Source organism: Erwinia sp. JH02, from assembly GCF_013074405.1.
Classification (GTDB): domain Bacteria; phylum Pseudomonadota; class Gammaproteobacteria; order Enterobacterales; family Enterobacteriaceae; genus Erwinia; species Erwinia rhapontici.
The window spans coordinates 946,308-971,602 of record NZ_JABANZ010000001.1; the positions used below are offsets into that span (position 1 = coordinate 946,308).

The 25,295-nt window shown below is 54.9% G+C and carries 22 protein-coding genes; 11 read left to right on the forward strand and 11 right to left on the reverse strand.

The features are described from left to right. Nucleotides 1–23 precede the first annotated feature (23 nt). Nucleotides 24–5,648, reverse strand: a complete 5,625-nt coding sequence (locus HHI26_RS04390) for an Ig-like domain-containing protein (protein WP_171148672.1) — start codon at nucleotides 5,646–5,648, stop codon at nucleotides 24–26. A gap of 309 nt (nucleotides 5,649–5,957) precedes the next feature. On the opposite strand from HHI26_RS04390, the gene HHI26_RS04395 reads away from it, so the two are divergent. From HHI26_RS04395 to HHI26_RS04415, 5 genes are all read left to right on the forward strand, one after another. Then, on the forward strand, nucleotides 5,958–8,114 hold the full coding sequence (locus HHI26_RS04395; protein ID WP_171148698.1) for a hypothetical protein: 2,157 nt from the start codon (nucleotides 5,958–5,960) through the stop codon (nucleotides 8,112–8,114). After that, nucleotides 8,084–8,803, forward strand: a complete 720-nt coding sequence (locus HHI26_RS04400; RefSeq protein ID WP_133843379.1) for a DUF3142 domain-containing protein — start codon at nucleotides 8,084–8,086, stop codon at nucleotides 8,801–8,803. The genes HHI26_RS04395 and HHI26_RS04400 overlap by 31 nt, the downstream gene beginning before the upstream one ends. 826 nt (nucleotides 8,804–9,629) lie before the next feature. After that, nucleotides 9,630–10,559 (forward strand): N-acetyl-gamma-glutamyl-phosphate reductase, encoded by a 930-nt coding sequence (argC, locus tag HHI26_RS04405; protein WP_171148673.1) that lies wholly within the window; start codon nucleotides 9,630–9,632, stop codon nucleotides 10,557–10,559. 211 nt (nucleotides 10,560–10,770) lie between these two features. Then, nucleotides 10,771–12,453, forward strand: a complete 1,683-nt coding sequence (gene treA / locus HHI26_RS04410) for an alpha,alpha-trehalase TreA (protein ID WP_171148674.1) — start codon at nucleotides 10,771–10,773, stop codon at nucleotides 12,451–12,453. Between the two features lie 259 nt (nucleotides 12,454–12,712). Continuing rightward, a complete protein-coding gene (locus HHI26_RS04415; protein ID WP_159337274.1) occupies nucleotides 12,713–14,842 on the forward strand; it encodes a TonB-dependent siderophore receptor in 2,130 nt (709 codons plus the stop codon). A 54-nt stretch (nucleotides 14,843–14,896) separates the two neighbouring features. Here the strand turns inward: HHI26_RS04415 and HHI26_RS04420 are convergent, their stop codons facing one another. Next, nucleotides 14,897–15,145: a GlsB/YeaQ/YmgE family stress response membrane protein gene (locus tag HHI26_RS04420; protein WP_133843372.1), complete on the reverse strand. Its 249-nt coding sequence runs from the start codon at nucleotides 15,143–15,145 to the stop codon at nucleotides 14,897–14,899. Between the two features lie 200 nt (nucleotides 15,146–15,345). Here HHI26_RS04420 and HHI26_RS04425 point away from each other — a divergent pair, with 200 nt between their 5' ends. Then, the gene (locus HHI26_RS04425) at nucleotides 15,346–16,086 is read left to right on the forward strand and encodes a flagellar brake protein (RefSeq protein ID WP_133843371.1); all 741 of its coding nucleotides are present in this window, start codon (nucleotides 15,346–15,348) and stop codon (nucleotides 16,084–16,086) included. Nucleotide 16,087: 1 nt separating this feature from the next. Here the strand turns inward: HHI26_RS04425 and emtA are convergent, their stop codons facing one another. Next, nucleotides 16,088–16,723, reverse strand: coding sequence for a membrane-bound lytic murein transglycosylase EmtA (gene emtA / locus HHI26_RS04430; RefSeq protein WP_159337275.1), 636 nt, complete (start codon nucleotides 16,721–16,723; stop codon nucleotides 16,088–16,090). Between the two features lie 196 nt (nucleotides 16,724–16,919). On the opposite strand from emtA, the gene ldcA reads away from it, so the two are divergent. Continuing rightward, on the forward strand, nucleotides 16,920–17,843 hold the full coding sequence (ldcA, locus tag HHI26_RS04435) for a muramoyltetrapeptide carboxypeptidase (protein ID WP_167864558.1): 924 nt from the start codon (nucleotides 16,920–16,922) through the stop codon (nucleotides 17,841–17,843). 20 nt (nucleotides 17,844–17,863) lie between these two features. Then, on the forward strand, nucleotides 17,864–18,538 hold the full coding sequence (locus tag HHI26_RS04440; RefSeq protein ID WP_133843366.1) for an MBL fold metallo-hydrolase: 675 nt from the start codon (nucleotides 17,864–17,866) through the stop codon (nucleotides 18,536–18,538). 55 nt (nucleotides 18,539–18,593) lie between these two features. On the opposite strand, the gene HHI26_RS04445 is transcribed toward HHI26_RS04440, so the two are convergent. After that, nucleotides 18,594–18,818, reverse strand: a complete 225-nt coding sequence (locus HHI26_RS04445; protein WP_133843364.1) for a YgdI/YgdR family lipoprotein — start codon at nucleotides 18,816–18,818, stop codon at nucleotides 18,594–18,596. A gap of 154 nt (nucleotides 18,819–18,972) precedes the next feature. Here HHI26_RS04445 and HHI26_RS04450 point away from each other — a divergent pair, with 154 nt between their 5' ends. Both HHI26_RS04450 and HHI26_RS04455 read left to right on the forward strand, forming a co-directional pair. After that, entirely contained in the window at nucleotides 18,973–19,218 is a 246-nt protein-coding gene (locus HHI26_RS04450) for a DinI-like family protein (protein WP_133843362.1), read from the forward strand. Nucleotides 19,219–19,484: 266 nt separating this feature from the next. Further along, on the forward strand, nucleotides 19,485–19,733 hold the full coding sequence (locus tag HHI26_RS04455; RefSeq protein ID WP_133843360.1) for a hypothetical protein: 249 nt from the start codon (nucleotides 19,485–19,487) through the stop codon (nucleotides 19,731–19,733). A gap of 11 nt (nucleotides 19,734–19,744) precedes the next feature. Here HHI26_RS04455 and HHI26_RS04460 read toward each other — a convergent pair whose 3' ends face one another. The 4 genes from HHI26_RS04460 to HHI26_RS04475 all read right to left on the reverse strand — a co-directional run bounded on the left by HHI26_RS04460 (nucleotide 19,745) and on the right by HHI26_RS04475 (nucleotide 22,831). Continuing rightward, nucleotides 19,745–19,945: a hypothetical protein gene (locus HHI26_RS04460; protein WP_133843358.1), complete on the reverse strand. Its 201-nt coding sequence runs from the start codon at nucleotides 19,943–19,945 to the stop codon at nucleotides 19,745–19,747. Nucleotides 19,946–20,245: 300 nt separating this feature from the next. Beyond that, on the reverse strand, nucleotides 20,246–21,997 hold the full coding sequence (locus tag HHI26_RS04465; RefSeq protein WP_133843356.1) for a glycosyl hydrolase family 28-related protein: 1,752 nt from the start codon (nucleotides 21,995–21,997) through the stop codon (nucleotides 20,246–20,248). 179 nt (nucleotides 21,998–22,176) lie between these two features. After that, entirely contained in the window at nucleotides 22,177–22,464 is a 288-nt protein-coding gene (locus HHI26_RS04470) for a phage holin family protein (protein WP_133843354.1), read from the reverse strand. Continuing rightward, the gene (locus HHI26_RS04475; RefSeq protein WP_133843352.1) at nucleotides 22,451–22,831 is read right to left on the reverse strand and encodes a putative holin; all 381 of its coding nucleotides are present in this window, start codon (nucleotides 22,829–22,831) and stop codon (nucleotides 22,451–22,453) included. Before HHI26_RS04475 ends, HHI26_RS04470 begins: the two co-directional genes overlap by 14 nt. Nucleotides 22,832–23,105: 274 nt before the next feature. On the opposite strand from HHI26_RS04475, the gene HHI26_RS04480 reads away from it, so the two are divergent. Next, nucleotides 23,106–23,252, forward strand: a complete 147-nt coding sequence (locus HHI26_RS04480; RefSeq protein ID WP_159337277.1) for a hypothetical protein — start codon at nucleotides 23,106–23,108, stop codon at nucleotides 23,250–23,252. 34 nt (nucleotides 23,253–23,286) lie between these two features. On the opposite strand, the gene HHI26_RS04485 is transcribed toward HHI26_RS04480, so the two are convergent. The 3 genes from HHI26_RS04485 to umuC form a co-directional block, all read right to left on the reverse strand. Beyond that, entirely contained in the window at nucleotides 23,287–23,571 is a 285-nt protein-coding gene (locus HHI26_RS04485) for a HigA family addiction module antitoxin (protein ID WP_133843350.1), read from the reverse strand. After that, on the reverse strand, nucleotides 23,571–23,849 hold the full coding sequence (locus HHI26_RS04490) for a type II toxin-antitoxin system RelE/ParE family toxin (protein ID WP_171148675.1): 279 nt from the start codon (nucleotides 23,847–23,849) through the stop codon (nucleotides 23,571–23,573). The genes HHI26_RS04485 and HHI26_RS04490 overlap by 1 nt, the downstream gene beginning before the upstream one ends. A 181-nt stretch (nucleotides 23,850–24,030) precedes the next feature. After that, nucleotides 24,031–25,293 carry a translesion error-prone DNA polymerase V subunit UmuC gene (gene umuC, locus HHI26_RS04495; RefSeq protein WP_171148676.1) on the reverse strand — a complete coding sequence of 421 codons (1,263 nt, stop codon included), beginning with the start codon at nucleotides 25,291–25,293 and terminating at the stop codon, nucleotides 24,031–24,033. Nucleotides 25,294–25,295 lie beyond the last annotated feature (2 nt).

Below are 25,295 nucleotides of genomic sequence, written 5' to 3' on the forward strand. Positions count from 1 at the left end.
CTTACCCCAGACCTGCGTTATTTTCAAACTGCTGATTTATTGTTTTTGAGCGCGACTTCAAGCGAGGCCACCTGTTGAGACTGAACCTCGTCCAGCCATTGCAGTTGCTGGCTGAACACGGGCGCACCAAACACCGAAGTCGGGGCAATCGTGCCTGTGAGGGTGTTATCCGACACGTTCTGCCAGCTGCTGCCGGAGAACACTTCCAGCGCGGTGCTGCCCGGCAGCGGGATGTCGCCAAACAGCCCGGCCAGCGTTGATCGGCCGCCCATCGGTTGATTAAGGTCGACGACCTGGCTACGCACAATGCCGGGCTCGTAATGGTTGACATCGTTCTGACTGAAGACTGCCGCCAGCGCAGAGGGCGCAGCCGCTCCGCCGCCCTGTCCGGTCTGACTGAATACAATGGCCGCCGATGGCGTGGTGCTGATCCCCGGGGCAGCACCGAAGATCGACGCGCCTCCGGTTAACGGCACACCGGACGCCGCCGGTAATGCAATCAAGTCAATCTGGCTGCGCGGAGCCTCACCGCCGGTGGGGATGGACGCGCCTGGCATGCCGTCGGTTAACATAAACTGCGCGTTCATCGCCATGGTGACAGTGCCGGTTTCCACCGGACGGCTGTCGATGCTGAATGCGGGGGAACTGCTGCTGCCACTGCCGGTATTACCCGCCAGATCGGTCACGCCACTGTTATCCAGTACGATCAGATTGCCTGACGCGGCAATCCCTGCCGCAGGGGTAAAGGTCGCCGTCCAGGTCTTGCCACCATCGGAAGAACTGACCGCACTGAGTGTGCCGTTGCTCACCGTCAGACTGCTATTACTGAACCCCGTGACCGCTTCATTGAAGGTAATCGTCACCTGAGCCGTCTCCCCGGCGGTCAGTTGGCTGTCGCTCAGGGTAATGGTGCCGACAGGCGGCGTGGCATCAACCGCGTAGTTGTTGGAAATGGCTATCCCACTGCCCGTATTGCCGGCAAGGTCCTGTAGCTCCGAGGTATCCAGGACCACCAGGTTAGTGGTATCGGTGGCCCCAGAGGTTGGTGTCAGTGTTGCGGTCCAGGTGATCCCCCCATCCGCTGACGTGAGGTTGCTCAGCGTGCCATTCGCGATGGACACATCGGACAGGTTGAAGCCGCTCACCGCCTCGTTAAAGGTGAAGGTCACCTGGGATGTCCCGCCAATGCCGATATTCGGGTTACCCACCACGATGGTCGCCGTCGGGCGCTGGGTATCGATGGCGTAATTATTGGAGTCAGTGGTGCCCACCCCGGCATTACCCGCGGCATTGAACACGCCGCTGTTATCCAGGGTGATGATGTTGCTGCTATCTGTCACGTTGCTGCCCGGGGTAAACGTCGCGGTCCAGGTGATGCCACCATCAGAGGAACTGACGCTACTGAGCGTGCCGTTATTCACGGTAAGATCGCCATTATTGAAGCCCGAGACGGCTTCGGAGAAAGTAATGGTGACCAGCGAGGTTTCACCGACCAAAAGGGAATGATCTGCCATGACAATGGTGGCCGTTGGCCGGACGGTATTGATGCTGTAATTCAACGATTCCGTGGTGCCAACGCCCACATTGCCTGCAAAATCCAACACGCCGCTGTTATTCAGCCTGATCAAATTGGTGGCATCCTGGATATTCTGGTTTGGGGTGAAAGTCGCGGTCCAGGTGATGCCGCCGTCTGAGGAGCTGACGGCGCTTAACGTGCCGTTAGAGACCGACAGGTCACTGTTATCAAAATCCGTGACCGCTTCTGAGAAGGTGATGGTGACCAGCGAGGTTTCACCGGTGCTCAACGCACTGTCAGCCATCACAATGGTGGCGGTCGGACGCTGGGTATCGATGGCGTAGTTATTGGAGTCGCTGGTGCCGCTGCCTGCGTTACCCGACAGATCGCTGATGCCCGTATTATCCAGCGTAATCAGGTTGGTGTTGTCAGTAATGCCAGCCGCTGGCGTAAAGGTCGCCGTCCAGGTGATGCCACCATCGGCTGAACTGACTGCACTCAGGGTGCCGTTGGCAACGATCAGATCGGCGTTGGTAAAGCCGGTCACCGCCTCGCTGAAGGTGATGGTCACCAGTGAGGTTTCACCGATGGACAGCACCGTATCCGAGAGTACAACGGTGGCCGTCGGGCGCTGGGTATCGATGGCATAGTTATTGGAACTGGTGGTGCCGCTGCCCGCGTTGCCCGCGGCGTTCTGTACGCCGCTGTTATCCAGGGTGATGACGTTAGTGACATCAGCAATATTGCCCGATGGCGTAAAGGTCGCCGTCCAGGTGATGCCACCATCGGATGAGCTGACCGCACTCAGGGTGCCGTTGGCAACGCTCAGATCGGCGTTGGTAAAGCCGGTCACCGCCTCGCTGAACGTGATGGTCACCAGCGAACTTTCACCGATGCGCAGGGCGCTATCAGCAACCACAACGGTGGCCGTCGGCTGCCGGGTATCAATGGTAAAATTACCCGAGCTGGTGGTACCGCTCCCCGCATTTCCCGCCAGATCGCTTACGCCGGTATTAGTGAGGACGATCAGGTTTGTGGTGTCCTGCACGTTAATATTGGGCGTATAGGTCGCCGTCCAGGTAATGCCGCCGTCCGATGAGACGACGCTCGTTAATGTTCCGTTCGGGATGGTCAGGTCTGCATTGGTAAACCCGGTGACAGCTTCAGAGAAGGTGATGGTCACCAGCGAGGTTTCACCGGTGCTCAACGCACTGTCAGCCATCACAATGGTGGCGGTCGGACGCTGGGTATCGATGGCGTAGTTATTGGAGTCGCTGGTGCCGCTGCCTGCGTTACCCGACAGATCGCTGATGCCCGTATTATCCAGCGTAATCAGGTTGGTGTTGTCAGTAATGCCAGCCGCTGGCGTAAAGGTCGCCGTCCAGGTGATGCCACCATCGGCTGAACTGACTGCACTCAGGGTGCCGTTGGCAACGATCAGATCGGCGTTGGTAAAGCCGGTCACCGCCTCGCTGAAGGTGATGGTCACCAGAGACGTTTCGCCAATGCGCAGGGCATTATCCGCGAGCACGATGGTGGCCGTCGGCCGCTGGGTGTCGATGCTGTAATTGTTTGAAGTGGTGGTGCCGGTACCGGCATTGCCGGCCTGGTCCACCACACCGGTATTATCCAGCGAGATCAGGTTAGTGGCATCCGTCACGTTACTGGTCGGGGTAAATGTCGCCGTCCATGTAATGCCGCCATCAGCTGAACTGACGGCGGTCAGCGTGCCGTTGACAATGTTCAGATCCTGATTAGTAAAACCGCTTACCGCCTCGCTGAAAGTGATGGTGACCAGCGAGGTTTCCCCGATGCGCAACGCATTATCTGCCATCACAATCGAAGCCGTCGGCCGCTGGGTATCAATGCTGTAATTGTTTGAATCGGTAGTGCCTGTACCGGCATTACCTGCCTGGTCCGCCACACCGGTATTATCCAGCGTTATGATATTCGTGGTGTCCTGGACAGTCGTGTTCGGCGTGAAGGTTGCGGTCCAGGTGAGGCCACCGTCTGACGAACTGACCGTGCTTAACGTGCCGTTGGCGATGCTCAGATCCGTATTAGTCAAACCGGTGACAGCTTCACTGAAGGTGATGGTCACCAGCGAGGTTTCACCGGCAATCAGGGTGCTATCCGCCACCACAATACTGGCGGTCGGGCGTACGGTATCAACGGCATAGCTGGCGGAACTGACGGTGCCGCTGCCGCTGTTACCTGCCGCATCCTGCACCCCAGTCATGTTCAGGGTAATCTGATTCCCACTGGTGGTGGTGCCGTTGGTTGGCGTAAACGTGCCTGTCCATGTCGTCCCGCCATCGGCTGAGGAGACCGCACTCAATGTGCCGCCGGAGACCGTCAGATCCGCATTACTAAAATCGCTGACCTTTTCGCTAAACGTAATGGTCACCGTCGCGGTCTCGCCGATTGTTAGTGCCGTATCACTGAGCGAGACAGTTGCCGTTGGCAACTGGGTATCAATGACAATATTTTTTGCTCCACCCAACGAAGTCAGCGCCCCGGCGTCCGGCAGCGTCACTGAAGCATTCTTCCCGCTGCTGCTGTCACTGATGGTGGCACCGTTCAACACCAGTGAACTGCTGCTGACATAGTTAAGATCGGCGCTTTGATCGCCGCTTTGCACCACATAGCTAAACACCAGCGTTGACGTGCCCGATCCGCTGACATAGGTCGCCTGCCGATCGGTGGCCCCGGTTTCCAGCAGGAGTGTGGGTGTCCCGCCGGTGGTGTTTACCGTCACTGCCGTAGAAAAGTCGACGCTGACCAGCACCGTACTCCCGGCTTTATACGCACCGTCTGCCGTGGAGGAACTCACGGCGCTGACCGTTGGGCCGATCTGTTTAACATCGACAATATTGATATCTTGCAGCACGGAAAAACTTGCGGACGAAATAACCACCTGAGTCACATCGTTAATGCTCGGTAAACTGCTAATCGCGCTTAAAGCTGCCGGGTCCATCGACACATCAAACGCGCTGGTGCTGCCGTCCGCGTAGGTGAGCACAAAATGCAGGATTCCGTTATATCCCCCCGCGCTTAATCCACTGAGATCGAAGGTATAGCCCGTCGGCGCACTGATCACCAGTTTTGTCGCAGATGTCCCCGAAGCACCATCGTAGGAATAGATTCCAACCGGCCCCAATGTCGAATCCAGCCCCAGATAACTGTCGGAAGAAAACGTGATATTTTGTCCATCAACCACGCGAACAACGCTGAGGTTTGCACCGCTGGCAATGTCATCCTGAGACTCATTGAAATTGAGTACCGTCATCACCCCCTGATAACCATCAACATGCAGTGCAGCGGTGTCGATATCCCCCACGGTTTTTTCCAGCACCCAGTCACCGCCAATCAGGCTGCTGCCTGTGGCATCGCTTGAAGCGGCCACATCGGCACCGGTCGCCGTGGCTAAATCGGTAAGCAGTGCATCGCCCGCTTTTCCAGCACCGACATCACACCCGTACAGCAGCAAATCGCCCTCCGCCGTCAGCGCCTGGCCGACGATCGCCAGCGCCGCCTGCACATCTGCGGATTTAATCGAGGTGTCGGTCAGAACCGTACTGCCAAGGTTAAGCGTGCCTTCCGAACCGTGCGAGAAAATGTGAATCGCATCATAACCGCTGTGGGTCGAGGCCCAGTCGGCGATCTGCTGCAAGCCATCTTTGCTGCCATCAATCAACACGATCTCGACGCCCGGCTGAATGCCATCCACCAGCGTCTGATAATCTTTGAGGGAGGTATCGATAAACACCACTTCGTGGCGCGTGTAGCTGGCACTGGTCGCCACGGCATCGCTCGGGGTATCGCTGGTCTGGCTCTGATCGTTAGCCGTTGCCGTGTCGCTGCTGTTGTCCGCTGTGGCCTGGGTGTGGCTGCTGTCACTGCTCTCTGCCTGACTGTCTGCAATAGCCGTGGCGTGGGCATCTGCCGCAGGCGTGCTGGCGGCAGTATCCGCGACCGTGGCGGCTATCGCCCCATCGAATAGCATGCGCGGTTCCAGCAGCCAGGCGGAAGGCAGGATGCGATCGGATGAATTATTTATGAATGCTTTATTATCTGTTGCTTTTTTGGCCGCAGAGAGCTTCGCGCCAGTGAACCAGTTTTGCCATGCCATGATGAGACTCCTGAGCCACACAGCCGCTGGCAATGGGCTATAAATTTGAACATTTTTGGGCTGAGCGCTATTTCAGAAGCTTTCTGGCATGACCGACATTAAGAAAAGTCCTATTAATAACACTAACTAAACAGACTTTTATCAAAAAACATTAATTAATAAAAGTGTTATTTTCGAAATGTTTTTGTGTGCAAAAATTTCAATAAATTAACAAAAGTTTACAGTGGCGGGGTTATCACATTGATGAAAAGCCCGTTTTCAGCTTAGAATTCGCCAGCTTATCAACGCTTCATCATCTGCCGGAAAAGGATTATGCGTAAATCAAGGATTGCCCTGACCGTGCTGGCGTCATTAACCGCCAGTTTCCAGACGTTTGCCTCTTCAGATATCGAGGCCTGTATGTGGGGCAGTAAAGACTGTTTTATTGTCAGCCCTCCTGTGCTGGACGTGACCAACGACACCCGTGACAACCTGCTACGCCTGGTCAGCGAAACCAAAGCTGTCACCCTGACGTCGCAGCCCATACCGCAAGATATGACGCGCAGCCGCTCGTTCTATTTCGGCTACCATGATGATGCCGCTCCTGCCGCTGCCAGCCCTGCTGCTACCGAAGATACCCTGTCTGCAACACTGCAAAATCAGATTGCCGCGCTGGGTCTGAACGACAGCATCCTTAAAGTTACCCCGATGGCCCCCGGCGAAGAGGAAAATCGTTTTGTCTCTTATACGCTGACTACCGTTTCGCTTTTCTTCGGGGCACTGCTGGCGGATACCTCGCTAAGCGCAGAACAGCGCCAGGCACTGGGCACTGCCCGTATGTCACTGTCTGATAGCGCTGAATACCGCCAGCAGACGGGGGCATTGGATTATCCTGAAGGATCATCGGCACGCGCCTTCCGTGATTATCTGCTGGCCGCCAGCGACTTCTATCAGGGCGACTATCCGGCTGCCGCGCAGACCTTCACGGCGCTGCAAACGGCAAAACAGCCGTGGGTGGCAGAAACCGCCAGTTATATGCTGATGCGCACGGCACTCAACCAGAGCAGCGAGAATGCCAACGGTGAATACGGTGATTTCGATGTCAAAAAGGTCGACAAAAATGCCGCCACTGAGGCGCGTACGGCAGCACTGGCCTATCTGACCGCCTGGCCCAAAGGGCAATATGCGCACTCCGCCTACAGCATGCTACGCCGTATCGACTGGTATCGGGAGGATTGGGACCTGCTGGCAGATCACTATGAGGAGGCGCTGGAAGCGGCCACGAATAATGATGAGATTGTTGCGCTGATCGCAGAAAACGATCTGAAGCTGCAAAGCAAAGATCAAAGCGGCGATGCGATGTTTATCAGCGCCACTAACGCCCCGCTGCTGACCTTTACCCAGACATTACGTCTGATGCGCAGCAAAGAGTGTAATCCGCGCCTGCCCTGTGTGGACCAGGCGTATCTTGATGCGCTGATGCCGTCATTTGACCAGGCACGCAAGCTACCGCTTTGGCACTATCTGACGGTCATGCAGTCGTTCCGCACCGGGGATTATCCTGCGGTGATCGCTAACATCAAACCCATCACCGAACTGCCCGCCCGCAACATTGTCGCGTTCAGCGAGCAGGTGCTGTATGGCGATGCGCTGATGGCGCAGCAACAATGGCCCGCCGCCCGCGACCACTGGGCGCATCTGTTAACGCTGAGTAAGGACCCGGAACAGCAGCAGTTTGTTCAGGCCCGACTGGCGGCCGCGCTGGTTTCCGGCAATGAAGTGGCACAGATTTTTGCCTCAGACAGCCGGGTGACGAACCTGCGCTACCGTTCGCTGGTGCTGAAGACTCGCGCGACGCCAGAGTTGCTACGTCAGCAGGCCAGCAAAGGGCCAAACGATGAAGAACGCACCATTGCTTTGCACACCCTGCTGGTCAGCGATTTGACCGAGGCGCGCTACGGCGAATGGTTGCAGGACCGCAAACTGAGCCAGCATATTACGCAGCCCGTGGTGACTGACGCATTTGCCGATGTGCAGCTCAGTGCCTTTGACTGGACGGGCGAAAAGACTGAAAAAGGCTACGCCTGCCCGACGCTGGAAACGGTGGTCACCCAATTGAGCCAGCACGCCGACAACAGCCATGCGCTGAACTGCCTCAGCGAGTTCTTCCGCACGACGAACGTTTCGGTCACCACCTGGCCCGACAGCGGCGGTAACGGTACGCTGGATAACGCGGTGACGACTGAGAAACGCACGGGTCAGCCGGATCGCCAGCACTATTATCAGCAGGTGATCGGCAACAGCAAAACCGAACCGGAAGATAAAAGCTACGCGTTGTACCGCGCCGTCATGTGTTACGCACCGTCAGGTTATAACGACTGCGGCGGCAAAGAGGTCGATAAAACACAGCGCCAGCGCTGGTTCACTCAGTTGAAAAAACAGTATCCGGGAAGCACGTGGGCAAACAAGCTCAAGTATTACTGGTAAGCCTCCTGCTGGCCGCCCTGTGCGGCCTTCCGGTTCGTGCTGCACAACAGGTTAATGCCAGCGATTACCAGGCGTTCTGGCTCTGGTCGGGGGTACGCCCCGGACCCGAGCTGAAAGCCGCTCACACCGTGTATCTGCATCAGGGTGAAGTGGTGACGCAGCAGGGTCAGGCGGTGTTTATTCGTATGGGCCTGCCGGTGAGCCGCTTAACGTTTCCGCATATCTGGGTCACCGTGCGAATGGAAACACTGGCGGTGCCGGATGAGATGCTGGAACGGATGGTGCGGCTGGCGCAGCGCTGGTCGCAGGCAGGCAATCAGGTGATCGGCATACAGATTGATTTTGATGCCGCGACCCACCGCCTCGATCAGTACAGCGCGTTTTTGCAACGCTTGAGAACGGTGCTGCCTGCGGAGTATGCCCTTGGCGTCACCGGGCTGCTGGACTGGGCAAAAACCGGTAACGTGGCGACGCTGAATGCGCTGCCGGTGGATGAGCTGGTGATCCAGAGCTATCAGGGTCGCCAGACGGTGAACCGCTACGCCGACTACTTCCCGGCGCTGACGGAGCTGCGCATTCCCTTCCGGCTGGGGCTGGTGCAGAACGGCCGCTGGGATAAGCAGGATGAGCAGCACCTGCTGGCTTCGCCGTGGTATCGCGGCAGCGTGGTGTTTATGTTGAATCGCTGATCGGCTTAAAGGTCTGGTCAAGGTCTGAAGGTCAAGGTCTTAAGGTCAAAGTCTTAAGGTCAAGGGCGTTTCGCTTTCCCACTTCGTGGGCTGAGCGACCTAAGGGCGGCAGTCGCCCCGCCCTTAGGAATCCGGGCTGCGGCAGGCGCATCGCCCGCTTGACGCGGGTTCCCTCAGTCGGTCGGTTTTCCTGCCGGAACGGGCGTGACGGGACATCCCTGTCCCGGCTCACCCTCTCGCCGACGTCCTGTCGGCTCGTCCTGGAAATCCGCCCTCCTTCGGCGAGGCTTAATTGCCGCTCAAAAGGTCAACGGCCAGGTCAAAAGAACAATCAAAGACGGACTAAAAATAAACCAAATACCAAAGAGCCATTTTTGGTATTTGTTGGTTTTATTTAATCTTGTAGGTTTTTGGTTTTGATGTTGAGGCGGCAATTAAGCGGCGCTGAGGAAGTGATGTGAACCAGGATGAACCGCCAGGACGGCGGTGAAAGCTCGGGCCGGCACAGGGAAGTGCCGTCACGAGCGGTCCGTCGGTGAACGGAACTGACGAAGGCACCCGTGAAACGGGCGCAGCGCCTGCCGCAAGCCCGGGGTCAAGGGGCGGCGGCGACTGGCCGCCCCTTGTCGCTCAGCCCGCGACAGCGGGAAAGCGAAACGCCCTTGACCTTAAGACGTTGACCTTAGGATGTTGACCTGTCCACTCGAACAATAATGACTTATTATGCAAATAAAACAGATATTCAGTCATTTTTTATTGTCCCTTCGCCCTAAATCTCGCATACTCTCACCACTCTTTTTTTTACGAAGTCAGGGCAGAGACGGTAATGAGTCAGAAATATCGCGTGTTTATCGACGGTCAGGCAGGCACCACCGGGTTACAGATCCAGCAGCGGTTGGCCCGTCACCCTCAGATTGAAATGCTCAGCATTGATGAGGCGCAGCGTAAAGATGCCGCTGCCCGCCAGGCGCTGATGAAACAGGCGGATGTCAGCATCCTTTGCCTGCCCGATGCTGCTGCACGTGAAGCCGTGGCACTGGCCGATGAGGTGGGTGCACGCGTAATGGATGCCAGTTCTGCGCACCGCGTAGAAGCGGGCTGGGTGTATGGTCTGCCAGAACTGGCGGCCGACCAGCGCGAGAAAATTCGTGCTGCCAGCCATGTATCCAATCCGGGCTGTTACGCTACCGGCGCTATCGCCCTGCTCGCACCGCTGACCCAAAGCGGACTGCTGAAAGCCGATCAACCGCTGGCGATTAACGCCGTATCCGGCTACAGCGGCGGCGGCAAAGCGATGATCGAAAAATACCAGCAGGCAGGCACCGGGTTTGCCGCCTACGGCCTGGGCTTTGATCATAAACACCTGAAAGAGATTCAGGCGTGGAGTGGGTTGAGCAGCAAGCCGATCTTCCAGCCGTCCGTCGGTGATTATGCGCAGGGTATGCTGGTGTTTATTCCGCTGAATGATGTGGATGGCGAAGCGTTACAGCAGGCACTGGCTGATTTCTATCACGGCCAGCGGTTTATTCACGTGAACGCACTGAACAGCCTGGATGCTGATACCGCCCCTTACCTGCTGCCGGAAGCGCTGAATAATACCAATAATATGGAACTGTTTGTCTTCAGCCATGCACAGCAGCGCCAGAGCATTCTGGTTGCTCGCCTGGATAACCTCGGCAAAGGCGCCTCGGGTGCCGCGGTACAGAACCTGAATCTGATGCTTGGCCTGCCGGAAGAGACCTGCGTGAATCTGTAATATCGCCTCACGGGGGCCTGCCAGTCCCCGTGTTTTCCTGCCATTCCCACTGTATTTTTTTCAACCACATTCAGCTCGTTGTGGTGTTAAAACCCCTACCTGACTCACACTTTGCCCCTTCGATCCCTTACCCTTTCGTTAAATTCGACTAAAGTTTTAATCTGCTCAACTACTTACAGATCATGCATGGTCTGGACATGGAGAATGGCTAATGAGAAGAGTCGAACAACGTCAATGGAATACACGCCTGTTTACCCCCCTGCTGCTCACCGCCGCGCTGACCGCCAGCTTCACGCTTCAGGCGGAAGATAATCAACGTATGCTGAGCAGTAACCCGCAGCCACCGGACATCCGCCTCGGGCCGTTGTTCCACGCGGTGCAGGCGGCAAAAATTTTCCCCGACCAGAAAACTTTTGCTGATGCCGTGCCCAAACAGGATCCGACGGCCATTCTTACCGACTGGCAAATGCAGAAAATGCAGCGCAATTTCGATTTAAAGCGGTTTGTTGCCACGAATTTTATCCTGCCCGCAGAGGGGGAGAAATATGTTCCGCCCGCGGGTCAGAGCCTGCGTGAACATATCAACGGCCTGTGGCCCGTGCTGACGCGTTCCGCCAGCCAGGCCAATCAGTGGGATTCGCTGCTGCCGCTGCCGAAACCTTATGTGGTGCCGGGTGGGCGCTTCCGCGAAGTGTATTACTGGGACAGCTACTTCACCATGCTGGGGCTGGCGGAAAGCGGTCACTGGGATCGGGTGCAGGATATGGTCGATAACTTTGCCTCTGAGCTGGATAAATACGGCCATATCCCCAACGGTAACCGCAGCTACTATCTCAGCCGCTCGCAGCCACCGTTCTTCAGTATGATGGTGGATCTGCTGGCAAAACATGAGGGTGAAGCGGTCTACAGCAAATATCTGCCGCAGTTGGAAAAAGAGTACAACTACTGGATGGCCGATGCCGACAGCAGCACGTTAACCGCCGGATCGGCCAGCAAACGTGTCGTGAAGCTTAAAGACGGCACCGTGCTCAACCGCTACTGGGATGCCCGCGATGTGCCGCGTACCGAATCCTGGATGGACGATATCGCCACCGCCGGGAAAGACCCGTCACGCGATAAAGCCGGGCTGTATCGCGACCTGCGAGCCGGGGCCGCATCGGGCTGGGACTTCAGTTCTCGCTGGTTCGATAAACCGGGTGACCTGGCTACCATTCATACCACCCGCATTGTCCCGGTGGACCTGAATGCCCTGATGTTCCACCTGGAGAATACCCTCGCCCACGCTTACCAGGTGGCGAAAAATGAAGGTGCCAGCAAGCGTCTGGCCGAGCGTGCCACACAGCGTCGTGACGCGATCAACCGCTATCTGTGGGATGAGAAACAGGGCTGGTATGCCGACTATGACTGGCAGAAAGCGCAGGTCCGTCCGCAGTTAACCGCCGCCACGCTGTTCCCGCTCTATGTGCAGGCCGCGACGGACGATCACGCTAACCGTACGGCCAGCGCCGTGAAAGCGCAGTTGCTGAAAGAAGGTGGCCTGGTGACCACCACCGTCAACAACGGCCAGCAGTGGGATGCGCCTAACGGCTGGGCACCGTTGCAGTGGGCCGCCGTTGAGGGGCTGAATCACTATGGTAAGCAGGACCTGGCGAAAGAGATCGGTATGCGCTTCCTGCAAAACGTGCAGGCCACCTACGATAAAGAACACAAGCTGGTCGAGAAATACGTTGTCGAAGGTAAAGGGCTGGGCGGCGGCGGCGGTGGCGAATATCCGTTGCAGGATGGCTTTGGCTGGACCAATGGCGTAACGCTAAAATTAATGGATCTCTACTGTCCTAAAGGCGTGACCTGTAATGACGTGGGGGATATCAGCACGGCTAAACCGGCACCTTAACCTGCATTAACCCTGACCGGGCGGCCTTTGTGCCGCCTTTTTTTATCGTTCCCGGCCCCCCTCACTTCACGCTGCCAGACTCCGCAGCCCACCAGACACTTTCCGATACTGAAATAAAACTTACGCTTGAAATAATCAACGAGAACAATAACAATTCTCATTGTTATTCTCGCATTTTGTTAATTTTATGTAAGAATGCCGTTTCCCGAGGGATCTGATCGGCTTTCAGTTCCCTCGTTCAACCCTACAAGGAAAGAAGATGACTCTGGTTTTTAACCTGAAGCGATCGGTGCTGTGCTGCGCCATTGCGATGACCGCCCCTGGCATGACTTTCGCTGCTGACAGCCAGATGGTGGTGACGGCAGCGCCCGCGGAGACCGCCGATTCACCAACACGTGGCTATAACGCGACCACGTCTACCGGCGCCAGCAAAACCGATCAGCCGCTGATCACCACGGGTCAGTCAGTATCTGTCGTCACCCGCCAGCAGATTGACGATCAGGCCGCCAATACCGTTGGCCAGGCGCTGAATTACACGCCAGGGGTGTTTTCTAACTTCAGTGGGGGTGCCACCCGTTTTGACACCGTTGCCCTGCGTGGCTTCCACGGCGGCGATGTCGATAATCTGTTCCTCGATGGTATGCGCCTGATGAGCGACGGCGGCAGCCATAATATTATGCAGGTCGATCCCTGGTTCCTTGAGCGCCTTGATATCATCAAAGGTCCCTCCTCTGCGCTGTATGGTCAGACCGTTCCCGGCGGGCTGGTGAATATGACCTCGAAACGTCCGCAGTTTGTCTCTGAAGGGCATTTCCGTCTGACCGGTGGAACACAAAACACCAAAGGGGCCGCCTTTGATTATACCAATGCGATTAATGACCAGTGGGCCTTCCGCCTGATCGGCATGACGCGCACCAGCGATACGCAGTATGACAACACACGTGAAGAACGTTACACGATCTCGCCGTCATTGCTGTGGCAGCCGTCAGAAGACACCTCCCTGTTGCTGCGTGCCTACCTGCAAAAAGATCCCTCTGGTGGTTATCACGGCTCCACACCGCTCTCCGGTAACCTGACTCAGCATAATGGCAAATGGTTAAAGGATGGCTTTAACGAAGGCGAAAGCAGCGTTGACCAGTACAAACGACGTGAACAGGTTTACAGCTACGCCTTCTCGCACCGCTTCAATGAGACATGGGCAGTGCGCTCTGATGCCAGCTACACGCACAGCAGCGTTGCCCTGGATCAGGTGTATCAGAACGGCTGGATCGATGATAGTGACCAGTTAGCACGTGGCTACAGTGGCTCACGCGGTTCACTGGATGCCTGGTCAACGGATAATCAGCTGGAAGCGGATTTCGCCACTGGCGACGTGACGCATAAGCTGGTGGTGGGTGCGGAATACCATCAGTATAAAAACGATGTCTGGAGCGGATACGGGAGTGCCAGCCCACTTAATCCGTTCACCGGCGCCACCGCCTCTCACGGCGTAACGGTCACGTCTCAGGACAACACCACTCGCCGCTACTATCAGTCCGGCGTCTATTTGCAGGATGAGCTGGAATGGAATCGCTGGCATGCCACGCTGTCCGGCCGCTATGATCGCATGGTGTCAGAGCAGGATAATCACACCACCGATGTTAAACATCGTCTGCAGGATGATCACATCAGCGGACGCGCATCGCTGTTGTATGCCTTTGAAAACGGCCTGTCGCCTTACGTCAGCTACAGCCAGGCGGTCACGCCATCCATTCTTCCTGGCAAAGATGGCAACCTGCTGAAACCGTCTACGTCTGAGCAGTATGAAGCCGGCTTGAAATACCAGCCCCCGGGCACCAGCGATCTGTACACCGCTGCCGTGTATGACCTGACGCAGAAAGATGTCGCGGCACGTGATTCTAACGATATTGCCAGCGCCACCTACATTCCCGCCGGGAAAGTGCATTCTCAGGGACTTGAGCTGGAAGCACGTAATCAGCTGACCCCGCGTCTGAGCACCATCGCCGGGTATACGCTGAACCACGTACGTTATAAAGAGTTGCAGGACGGCAATGATGGCCACACGCCACTGCTGACACCCAATCAGATGGCCTCTGCCTGGGCACACTATCAGTTTGACTACGGCATCAGTGCCGGTGCCGGGGTACGTTACATCGGTAAACAGTGGGCCAATGACGACAATACCGCACGGGTCCCCTCCGTCACGCTGGTCGACGCCTCTGTACGTGCCAATCTGGGCGACTGGAACAGCAGCATGAAAGGGGCTTATGTGCAGGTCAATGCCAATAACCTGTTTGGTCGTGACTATATCGCCGCCTGTTACAGCACCACCAACTGTTACGTGGGGGCTGAACGCAGCGTGATCGCCACCGTGGGTTACGATTTCTAAACGCCAGACAGTAAAAAGGGAGGCCTCAGCCTCCCTTGTTTCTAAACCGTTGTGTTAACTGCGTACCTTACGGTAAATCCACAGCACCACGATCGCACCAATCACCGCGACAATAAAGCTGCCGAAGTTAAAACCATCTACCCTGCCGAAACCAAAGAAGGTGCTGATCCAGCCACCCACAACGGCACCCACCACCCCAAGAACCACGGTAATGATGAAACCACCGCCATCTTTACCCGGCATAATCCATTTGGCGATAATACCGGCGATCAGACCAAAGATGATCCATGAAATAATACCCATTAGTCACTCCTTATAATCTTATGATTTAACGCTTCGCCTAATAAAACGCACTAAGTATAGGCGAGGTTTCTAAGCCTGTGATTTAAATCTAAACTTTCTTTGTCTATCGCGTAAAATAATTGTAAAGCCCTTGAAGGGGTTGCCGATAACCGTTACAGGGTCGCTAACGCGCATGATTTGCTATTCGACTGGAGCCGGATGTGAAAGAGGACGACAAAGAACAATACCTGAAACGTGGGCCGCTGGCAGTTCTGGCCGTCCTGCGCGATCTGCTGGACAGTCAAACACCCGTGATGGTGTCGCACGCTCGCGGTCAGTTCATCACACGACTACTGTACGCGGATAAAGAGAACATGTTGCTCGATTTCGGCAGTAATGATTACGACAATCAGCTGGCGAAAGAGGCCCGGAATCTGCATATCACCGCAGAAACACGCGGTGCCAAAGTTGAGTTTGCCCTGGTGGCCCTTGGCGAGGACGAGCACGAAGGATTACCGGCATTTTCTGCCGAGCTGCCTGAATTGCTCTGGATGATCCAGCGCCGCGAATTTTTCCGCGTAACGGCACCGCTCAATCCGGTGTTTTACTGCTATATCCCCTGGCCTGATGGATCAGGTGAAGGTCGCCTGCGTTTGCAAGACCTCTCACTGGGCGGCGTTGGCGTGTTGTCCGATAATGCCCTGCCGGAGACGCTACAAATCGGCGACAGCATTAAAAAGCTGCGCGTGGAGATGGGGGAATATGGCCGTTTTGAAGTGGATGCACAGCTGATTACCATTGGTAAACGCAGCGTGGTGGGCAGTAAAAGCGAGACAATCGTAACACCGCGCCTCAGCTTCCGCTTCCTGTCGCTGAATGCCGGGCAGGAACGTGAGCTGCAACAGGTGATTTTCTCGCTGGAACGGCTGGCGCGTGATAAAGCCAACCGCTTCCAGGAGTGATTCAGATTGTGCGATAGGCGGTGGTGACTTTCCACAGATAACGTGGCGCCTGGGCCGCAGGATGTTTATCCTGCACATGCTGGTAAAACGCTTCCGGGGTCATGGCGTTAATCATCGCAATAGCACGATCGCGGTCACGAGAGAAGGTTCGCAGTAAAGCACCTGCACCGTTAGCGTAGGAGACGATAGTGGCATAGCGCAGGGTTTTCGGATCACGAATCCCCGCCAGCTGCTGCTCTTGCAGAATACGCAGGTACGCAGTACCAATATCGATATTTTTCACCGGGTCACGCAGTTCCGACTTCGTTGGTTGCCCACGTCGGCCCTGTGAACGATACACTTCCCGCCCTGCCGTAGAGGCTTTTATCTGCATCAATCCAACGGCATTCGACTTGCTGACGACCGTGGGGTTGCCGCCCGATTCTACGCTAATAATCGCTTCCACCAGCTTTTGATCCACACCATTCCGCTGTGCTGCCTGCTCGGTCATCATCGACCAGGCACTGGCCACCTGCGAAGGAGGGGCCTGAGTTAAGGGAGTATCCGGCTGACGAACAATTTTTCTCTGGGGTTCACTGGCACAACCTGCCAGCAATAATGCAGCGATCATCGCCGCCATTTTCACGCTTTTTCTCACGTTTTTATTATCCTCTGAGCCCGAGCTTCGCGACTATCATACGGGTTGCCGGCCATTAGGAAATTACCGTAACTCTTAAATTGTGCGGCATGCTGGTGACTTCATAGCGGCTATTCGTCATCATCGAATCAATTGGACAGCGCCCGGTTCGAAATAATTCACTGCTGGCGCATAAAAAATCATCAAAGTGAGCGTTATGTCGACAATTCCACGTACGATCCATTTGGTTGCCCCTTCCGGCTACTGCCACAATCCTGCGGCCGCAGCGCGCGGTGTGACACGTTTGCAGGCTGATGGCCACCGGGTTGATAACAGCGGCATTATTGCCCGCCGCGAGCAACGTTTTGCCGGTAATGACAGCCAGCGTCTGGCCGATATCAACGGCCTGGTACAGCTTAATCCCTTGCCGGATATCATTCTGGCAGTACGCGGAGGTTATGGTGCCAGCCGACTTTTACCACATATTCACTACGCGGCACTGCGTGAGCGGCTGGCCGGTGCCCCGCTCGCCCTCTGCGGCCACAGCGATTTTACTGCCATTCAGCTGGCGTTATTGGCGCAAAGTGGGATGCAAAGCTTCAGCGCGCCGATGCTGGCGGGTAATTTCGGCGCTGAGGTTTTGTCTGATTTTACCATTGAACACTTCTGGCGCGCGCTAACTTCGCCTAAATTAACTCTGGAGTGGACGACAGTCTCACAACGCGTTCAGGCAACCGGTACAGTTTGGGGCGGCAACCTGGCGATGATCGCTTCACTGATCGGCACACCGTGGATGCCGGATATTCAGGACGGCATTCTGGTGATCGAGGATGTGAATGAACATCCTTTCCGTATCGAACGCATGCTGTTGCAACTGCATCAGAGCGGTATTCTTTCCCGCCAGAATGCCATTATTATCGGCAGTTTTAGCGGAACCACTTCTACGGATTACGACAATGGCTACGATTTCACCAGTGTCTGGAACCTGATACGCGATCTGACGGGTATTCCGGTAATTACCGGGTTAGCGTTCGGCCACAGTGCGGACACCGTCACCTTGCCCCTTGGCGCCCAGGGAATGCTGACGGTGGAGAATACCGCCGCTTCGTTACAGGTATCAGGACATCCTGTGCTGCGCTGATCGTTGGGAGCGCAAAAAAGATGAAACAGTTATATGAAGATCTCTGGGTATCCACCCCGGAATTTCCTGCCAGTGACGATGAACCCGTATTGATGATGCATGGTTTCTTACTGCAACATGTGCGTGGCAACCTGCTGATATCACGGGTTGAACACCCGGAGGACCACCAGGTGATTGCGGATCAGGGGGGCATTATTCGCCACTATCTGACGCACTGGCACGAAGCCAGTCCGGGTACGCGGCGCTTACAGCAACGTTTCAACTCCGCACTCTACTGTCATGCGCGTGCATTAGGCCAGGTCAGCCACTTTGCCGAAGCCGATGCCACGTTCAATGCAGCGGAGGTCCACTGCGGTAGTTTTCATGTGGTGCCCACCCCGGGGCATACGCCGGGCAGCACCAGCTATCTGTATGCTTCTCCTCATGGTAAAACGTATTTATTTGTCGGTGACACTGTCACGCTATCCCATGATCGTTGGGTCACCGTGCTGGTCGATGAAAGTAATGAGAGTGAACTGCGGCAGACGCTGGAGTTTTATCGCGCGTTACGCCCGGATGTGGTCCTGATGGGCACCACTGCCGGGCATCTGGCATGGAAGGAGGTCGATGTGCGCCAGTGGCTGGCGCTGCTGGATGAAGCGGAAAATAATGTGCTGGATCTGCGCCACTCGGTACTGCCGATTGGCGGACATTAGCGGGGTATTCTGCTCTTCTTTCCGCTCAGCATCGGTTGGCAGATAAGGATGACGATCAGTTTTTCAGCCGGGACATCCCCTGCACTTCGTCCAGGTTCACGGCCTGGGTGCGCCCGGTTGCGTCGGTATAGACCAGCATTTTAGTGGCGTTATCCAGGTGAGGTTTACCTTCCACCACGACCGTACTGCCATCCCGCATATGCAAGATGTGGTCGCTGGTACACCCTGCCAACACTCCCATCATCATTAACACCATCGCACTTGCCATCATCTTGTTCATGCTGCTCTCCTTTTTAACCGGTGCCCTATTCTAGTCCCGCTGGAAGCCCTGTTTTGCGGTTTGCTGCCTTTCTTCCTGCCAGAGCGGAAATAGTGTTTGAACCCGGCATAAGATACCTGTATTTTTATCCAGCAAAAATGCACAAGGAGCAAAAATGTTTGTTGAATTGATTTATGACAAGCGCAACGTAGCTGGTCTGGCCAATGCCGAACAACTTATTCTTAATGAGCTGGAAAAGCGGGTCAAGAGAGTGTTTCCTGACGCACAGGTCAAGGTAAAACCCATGCAGGCTAACGGTGTGAAGAGCGACGCCAGTAAAAGCGATAAATCCACGCTGTTACGCATCGTTGAAGAGATGTTCGATGAAGCCGATCAGTGGATGGTATCAGAAGAATTTTGATGTATATGTGCGGTGACATGCCAAATTTTTTGAATTTAATGCGTAAAAAAGATGCTTTTCATTTGCATTTATTCAGATTCGTCTTATTATTTATTTTAATCGATTTCCCTGGTGTTGGCCCGCATTAAAGCTCTTAGCGGGCTTTTTTTTGTCTAAAATATCAGCTTTTGTAACCAGTTAGCCTCCTATGCAAGCCCTGCCACTAAAGTTCCCCTCTGCGATGCCGAAAAATTAACCATCACAATAAGAGACCAATGGGGCATGCTATGGCCACAATTTATATTCCCTCACTGATGGGATTACTGAGCGATGCGGAACGACAGAAAGGGGCGAGCCTGACGCGCGAAGAGGTAGAAGCACTGCGCGATACCGCCATGTGTGTGTCTATTCCCGATCGTATCGCCTTTGCGCTCGATCCGTCACAGAACTTCAGTGATATAAACCCGGAAAACTGCTGGGACGAGTGGTCCCGCTTTCGACATCGCGGTGAAACAGCGCGGCTGTCATCTGATTAAAACGATGCGCCTTAGCGTCGCTTATTCGCAGCCAGCTCTTCTGTCAGCAAATCGCACACTTTCGCGGCAAAATCTGAGCTGTCGCGCAGCATCTGAATGGCTTCTTCAAGGGTCTGTGGTGGCATCTGCCCCACAATACGCCAGCCGAGGGCGATATTTTTAGCTTCTTCAAGCCGTTCAAATTGATGTTCGCCAGATGCAGTTTCAGACACGATCTTCTCCTGATTTACCTTTTGGACCTATTTTACGTAGCCTGGTGACGTCATCACAACCCCGCCGCTGGATTTAAATCAGCCATTGCCTGCTTTTCAAGCGTTTATCGCTTAAAAAAGGCGTTTCCTTGCCTTAATTCAGATTAATGCCAGCCTGAAAGCGCGGAAAAACTGACTCGCAGAGGGAAATTTATCACTTGTTTCACTAAGGTTTATCAGGAAAAGAGTCTGATTCGGACAATTGATCATGATAAATAAAAAACCGCCCAACTAAGGGCGGTTAATGTATTTACTTTTTTATCAGCTGTAGTACGGCAGTTTGCGGTCAACACCATTGATATTGAGTGTCACATACCCTGTCGGTACGCTGCTGGCAGGGGCGGAGGCGACGCTGGTGGCCATCGTGGCGACCCCGTTTTCATTTGCACCAAAGCCCGCCAGCCCGTTATGTAAACTGAGACGGGCATTCGGCGTGACCGTACCGATCTCCGTTTCATCCAGCGCTTCCGTCAGGTCCGGCGTAAACAAGGAACACTCGCCCGCCTCAAAACGCGTCGGGCCGGTTGAGCGTAAATTAAACATCGTGTCACCACTCCCCGCCTTCAGTTTGACCCACACTTCAACGATATTTTCATAACTACGTTTGTACTTCACATCCAACACTGCCGGCTGCCCGCGATGGAACATATCGCCCCATACGGCAGTGGCGCAGCGCTGAAAGTTCAACCAGGTCATCCCGCTGGACACCGCCTGCGTGGGATTACCCGCGACGCCGGAAGGATTGGCCGTCGACATTTTGCCCAGCAGTTCGATCGTCCACTGCTGATTGACCTTCGGAAAGATAAATTTGCCCACCTTGAACCATTTATCACTGGTGGTGGTGTTCGTCAGTTTATAGCCGCTGTACCAGCCCGCCTTCATCGAACCGGTCATCACCGTGCCGTAGTTTTCATCCCGACGCCAGCCGTTCTCATAGCCGGAAAGCCAGCGGCCCGGGGCGTTATCGAGGTTCACTTTCGCCCCCGCCTGAAGGTTAAGCTGGCGGACCAGCGCCCGGCTGTTACTCATATACAGCGGGTTGTCGCAGTTCTCGACGCTGAGGGCATCAACAATCCACTGTCCGTTGGTCAGATCACCAGGGAAACGGGTATGTTCTATCCATACGTTACGAATAATCCCCTGGGTCATTCTCGGCATCATCAGCGTGGCATCACCATAACCACTCTGGAAGTTGGCGTTGGTCAACTCGACCGCCGTGGAATGGTCCCAGACGCCCCGGGGTGAGTTCGACCAGCCGATATCGAAGACGCGGGCATAGGTCGTCTGCGAATAGATCTGGTCAAAACGACTGTCGAGCGTATCCAGCAGTTTCACCGCCGTGCCGCCGTTATTCTGCACGCGGAAACAGCGGATGTTAACGAACTGCCCTTCAATGGTGATGTTTTCAAAGAAGGGCTGTACGTTCGACAACATATCAGGCGTGATCGCCCCGGTATTGACGGTGGTATCGGCGCTGGCCTGACCATTCCAGCTAATGCCACGGATCACCGTGCGACGAGCATTCACTTTGAGCACCGGGTTAATCGACTTATCCGACACGATCACCGTACGCGGTGTCACACCGTATGGACTGTCATCACCGTACAGGGCGAAGCAGGCAATCTCACTGGCCGTCAGATCAATCGGGTTGATCAAAAACTTACCGGCCGGAAAGCGAACACCAATGTTTTTCGCATTGGTATCGTATCCCTGCGACCACTTGAACATACGCAGGAAAGCATCGCTGTCGTCGGTAACTCCATCCCCGCGGGCACCAAAGTGGTACAGGTTCACCTGTTCGGTATCATTAATAATACGCTTCCAGAAAAAGCCGTTACCTTTGGCCACACTGCCCCCGTCATCACTCAATGGCGATGTGCCGAGGAAGCCGACAAAATCGCCGCCACCGTGAAAGGTCGAGTCTTTATCGTAATAACGTTTCAGCATGGCAATATCGCCAGCCTTCGCGGGTGCGGTGGTACGCAGATCGGCAAAGCAGTTAACTTCAATCATATAAACCTCCGGATAAAGACAGGAAAACCTGCCAGGAATGCCCTGTGGGCAAGAAGAAAGGAGTGGTCATCGATGCCGGGAAGCGGCACGGAAAGGTGACTGACGTCGGGATGTTGGGGATACCTCCTCAGTAGATTGTCGGGTTGATGTTGGTGATCTTCAGTCCGTTGGCGTGACTTTTATTGCCGTGGGCGCAGCACCTGAAAAATCAGTGCAACGTTGCCTTTTGCACGCCAGACCGCCGCGCAAAAAATGACATTGATGACAATCGCCGCCCAGTGCGTATGGGCATAGACGTCGAAGAGAAAACGAAAAGGCACAGAGGCGTAAGCCAGAATGATCATATAGGCCAGCCACGATGCCCACCGCTGATGCCGGGCCCCGGCTTTATAGAAGAACATCAGGCGCAGCACGATTGCTGAGCACACCACCACGTTGGTGATGACCATAGGATCATTTGTTACCATGAGGTCCTCCTCTCCAGCGCGCCAGCCACTTTGACGGGTCCTGCTGGCTGAAAAACGTTAACGTTTTAATCGCCAGCGCCGACAGCAACACCGCCCCCAGGCCATCCAGCGGTTTATCGCTGTACCCCAGTAGTAGCGCCATCTTCGCCCCGACCAGTCCTGCGCCATAAATACCCACGATCCAGGACACCATAAAATAGGCTGCCCGACGGATAACCTGGAGTTCTGCTGCCGTCACAACATAGAAAACGGCACCGGCAAAAGCGCCAAACAGAACACCGTAGTCGGTGGCGCCGATAAATCCGGCCACACCAGCACCTTTGGTGACTGCAGCCCCCAGGCTCACTGCGAATATCATTGCTGCCATGTTGCCCCCTTTGCTGTGCCCTCTTACCGATTAAGGGATAAAAAAAACCCGGCAAATGCCGGGTTGATAAACAGTTAGCGCTGTCATGTCGGTAACTGTGTTTTTATAAAGTTACATCGGTTTTTGCGTACGCGTGAGTCGGGGATGTTATTTTTTATGTTTTTTTTAGTGCCGCCGATAACCAAAATCATCAATCATGATCGTAATCAAAACATGCTGTGCATGGCTGGGACAGCATAAAATCTCAGCGATAGCCTGATAACGAAGGAACAACATGAACGCTGCACTACTCTTTTCTCTGCTGCTGATCGGTGGGCCATTAATTGGTTTTTTAGTGATTATCGGTATTTGCCTGCCGGGCGTTCTGCTGGCGTTATGGCATCAGTTTGAAGAGCGAATGCATCTCAGAAGCAGACATTAGCCCGGCCCTTTGCAGGCGGGCTGTTCTGTGTTTTTCAGGCTGCCGATAGTCGATGCAGATGACGGGTGTCCAGTGTTTTCCGTGCCTGATGCAGGCTGTAATTTGTCTGTATTTTCATCCAGGTTTCCGCCGTACTCCCGACAACGATAGCGAGACGCAACGCCATCTCAGGTGTTACCGCCGTATATCCTGACAACAACCGGCTGGCCGTTGAGGGTGCAATTTCCATTGCCCGGGCGAACTGGCGGACGCTAACGCGCATATCATCCAGTGCTTCTGCAATGATCTCGCCAGGGTGAGCAGGGTTAGCCATTTTCATCAGTGGTAATCCTCCAGGTTAAGAATCTCAGCATCGCCATCAATAAACGTAAACGTGATACGCCAGTTACCCGATACGCTAACTGACCACATTTCCTGCCGATCACCTTTGAGCGGATGCAGGTCGTAACCAGGCATATCGATCGCTCCGATTTTTTCTGCCGCATCAATCACGCTCAGGCGGTTCCTTATTCGACCCACCAGCTTTTGTTCGATACCGCTACTATCATCTTTTAGAAAGAATTTTTTTAGTCCCTTATGCTTAAAGCTTTTAATCATGGCGCAGTCCTTGTTCCGTGATGTGGAACATCATAGCAGGTGTTCCACCTCGTGCAACAGTCAAAAGGCATCACCTTTCGACAGCGCGTGGAAACAGCGGCGACCTGGCAGAGCGAGGGCTGTGATGTCGTGATAGATGTAGTTTGTTATGGTTGATATAAATGAGATAGATACGATCAGGCTATTTCGCCACCGGGAAATCGGCATAGCGGGTGGTATACGCGGGAGATAACATTTCCCGCTTCATCGCCCAGGATTTTTCGATGCCCTGCCCGGCAAACCATACCTTCCCCTTTCCCGACTGGTTCAACTCATCCAGCACCTGCATCAGTGCTTCACTGTTGGGCTTCGGCTGATACTCATCAAACAAGTTGAGCTGGGCCTCGCCCCGGCTGAAGAAATCCCCCAACATCACCCCGGCTTTCATATAGCGATGCCCTTCAATCCAGATACGATCGAGGGCCTCCGTTGCCACACGGAGAATGTCACGCGTATCGTTAGAAGGGATCAACAACGTGCCGGAAGCCTGGTTGCCATAGAAAACCTCCCCTTCCGCATGCGGGCTGGTGCGCAGAAAAACGCTGATAAAACGACAGAACTGTTTTTCCTGCCGCAATTTTTGGGCGGCGCGTTCGGCATAGGCACAGATAGCCTGGTGCATCTCTTCATAGTCGGTAATACGGTGACCAAACGAGCGGCTGCACATAATCTGTTGCTTGGTGGGGGCAAACTCTTCCACCCCGAGACACGGCTCACCGCGCAGTTCACGCGCGGTTCTTTCCAGCACCACATTGAAATTTTTACGGATCACCCACAGGGACGATTCCGCCAGTTGCAGCGCATTCTCTATGCCCATCACATTGAGCTTTTTACTGATCCGCCGACCAACGCCCCACACCTCTTCTACCGGCACCAGCGCCAGTAACTTACGCTGGCGGTCAACATTCGACAGGTCAACCACGCCGCCAGCCCTGCGCCACTTTTTCGCCGCATAATTGGCGAGTTTTGCCAGCGTTTTCGTCGGCCCAATTCCCACGCCCACCGTCAGCCCCGTTTCTTTCAATACGCGGCTGCGCATCTGGTGCCCAAAGGTTTCCAGCGGCATGCAATTTTCCACCCCGGCAACATCAATAAAGGCTTCGTCAATCGAGTAAATCTCAATGCCCGGGGACATCTCCGTCAGTAACATCATCACCCGCTCACTGAGGTCGGCATAAAGCGCGTAGTTAGAGCTGAACACATGCACATGCTGGCGCTGCAGCTCTTGTTTCAGCTTAAAATAAGGCGCACCCATTTTGATCCCCAGCGCTTTGGCTTCCGCCGAGCGGGAGATCACGCACCCGTCGTTATTGGATACCACGACCACGGGTTGCCCGCGCAGGTCCGGGCGGAAAACCGTTTCGCAGGAAGTGTAGAAACTGTTCACATCCACCAGCGCATACATAG

Bases quoted from the DNA above. Each gene is read 5' to 3' on its own strand.
- argC (WP_171148673.1), top strand. From the start codon at position 9,630: ATGAGTCAGAAATATCGCGTGTTTATCGACGGTCAGGCAGGCACCACC.
- HHI26_RS04465 (WP_133843356.1), bottom strand. From the start codon at position 21,997: ATGATTGAAGTTAACTGCTTTGCCGATCTGCGTACCACCGCACCCGCG.
- umuC (WP_171148676.1), bottom strand. From the start codon at position 25,293: ATGTATGCGCTGGTGGATGTGAACAGTTTCTACACTTCCTGCGAAACG.
- HHI26_RS04490 (WP_171148675.1), bottom strand. From the start codon at position 23,849: ATGATTAAAAGCTTTAAGCATAAGGGACTAAAAAAATTCTTTCTAAAA.
- treA (WP_171148674.1), top strand. From the start codon at position 10,771: ATGAGAAGAGTCGAACAACGTCAATGGAATACACGCCTGTTTACCCCC.
- HHI26_RS04485 (WP_133843350.1), bottom strand. From the start codon at position 23,571: ATGAAAATGGCTAACCCTGCTCACCCTGGCGAGATCATTGCAGAAGCA.
- HHI26_RS04415 (WP_159337274.1), top strand. From the start codon at position 12,713: ATGACTCTGGTTTTTAACCTGAAGCGATCGGTGCTGTGCTGCGCCATT.
- HHI26_RS04480 (WP_159337277.1), top strand. From the start codon at position 23,106: ATGAACGCTGCACTACTCTTTTCTCTGCTGCTGATCGGTGGGCCATTA.
- HHI26_RS04475 (WP_133843352.1), bottom strand. From the start codon at position 22,831: ATGGCAGCAATGATATTCGCAGTGAGCCTGGGGGCTGCAGTCACCAAA.
- HHI26_RS04445 (WP_133843364.1), bottom strand. From the start codon at position 18,818: ATGAACAAGATGATGGCAAGTGCGATGGTGTTAATGATGATGGGAGTG.
- HHI26_RS04450 (WP_133843362.1), top strand. From the start codon at position 18,973: ATGTTTGTTGAATTGATTTATGACAAGCGCAACGTAGCTGGTCTGGCC.
- HHI26_RS04440 (WP_133843366.1), top strand. From the start codon at position 17,864: ATGAAACAGTTATATGAAGATCTCTGGGTATCCACCCCGGAATTTCCT.
- ldcA (WP_167864558.1), top strand. From the start codon at position 16,920: ATGTCGACAATTCCACGTACGATCCATTTGGTTGCCCCTTCCGGCTAC.
- HHI26_RS04390 (WP_171148672.1), bottom strand. From the start codon at position 5,648: ATGGCATGGCAAAACTGGTTCACTGGCGCGAAGCTCTCTGCGGCCAAA.
- HHI26_RS04420 (WP_133843372.1), bottom strand. From the start codon at position 15,145: ATGGGTATTATTTCATGGATCATCTTTGGTCTGATCGCCGGTATTATC.
- HHI26_RS04470 (WP_133843354.1), bottom strand. From the start codon at position 22,464: ATGGTAACAAATGATCCTATGGTCATCACCAACGTGGTGGTGTGCTCA.
- HHI26_RS04455 (WP_133843360.1), top strand. From the start codon at position 19,485: ATGGCCACAATTTATATTCCCTCACTGATGGGATTACTGAGCGATGCG.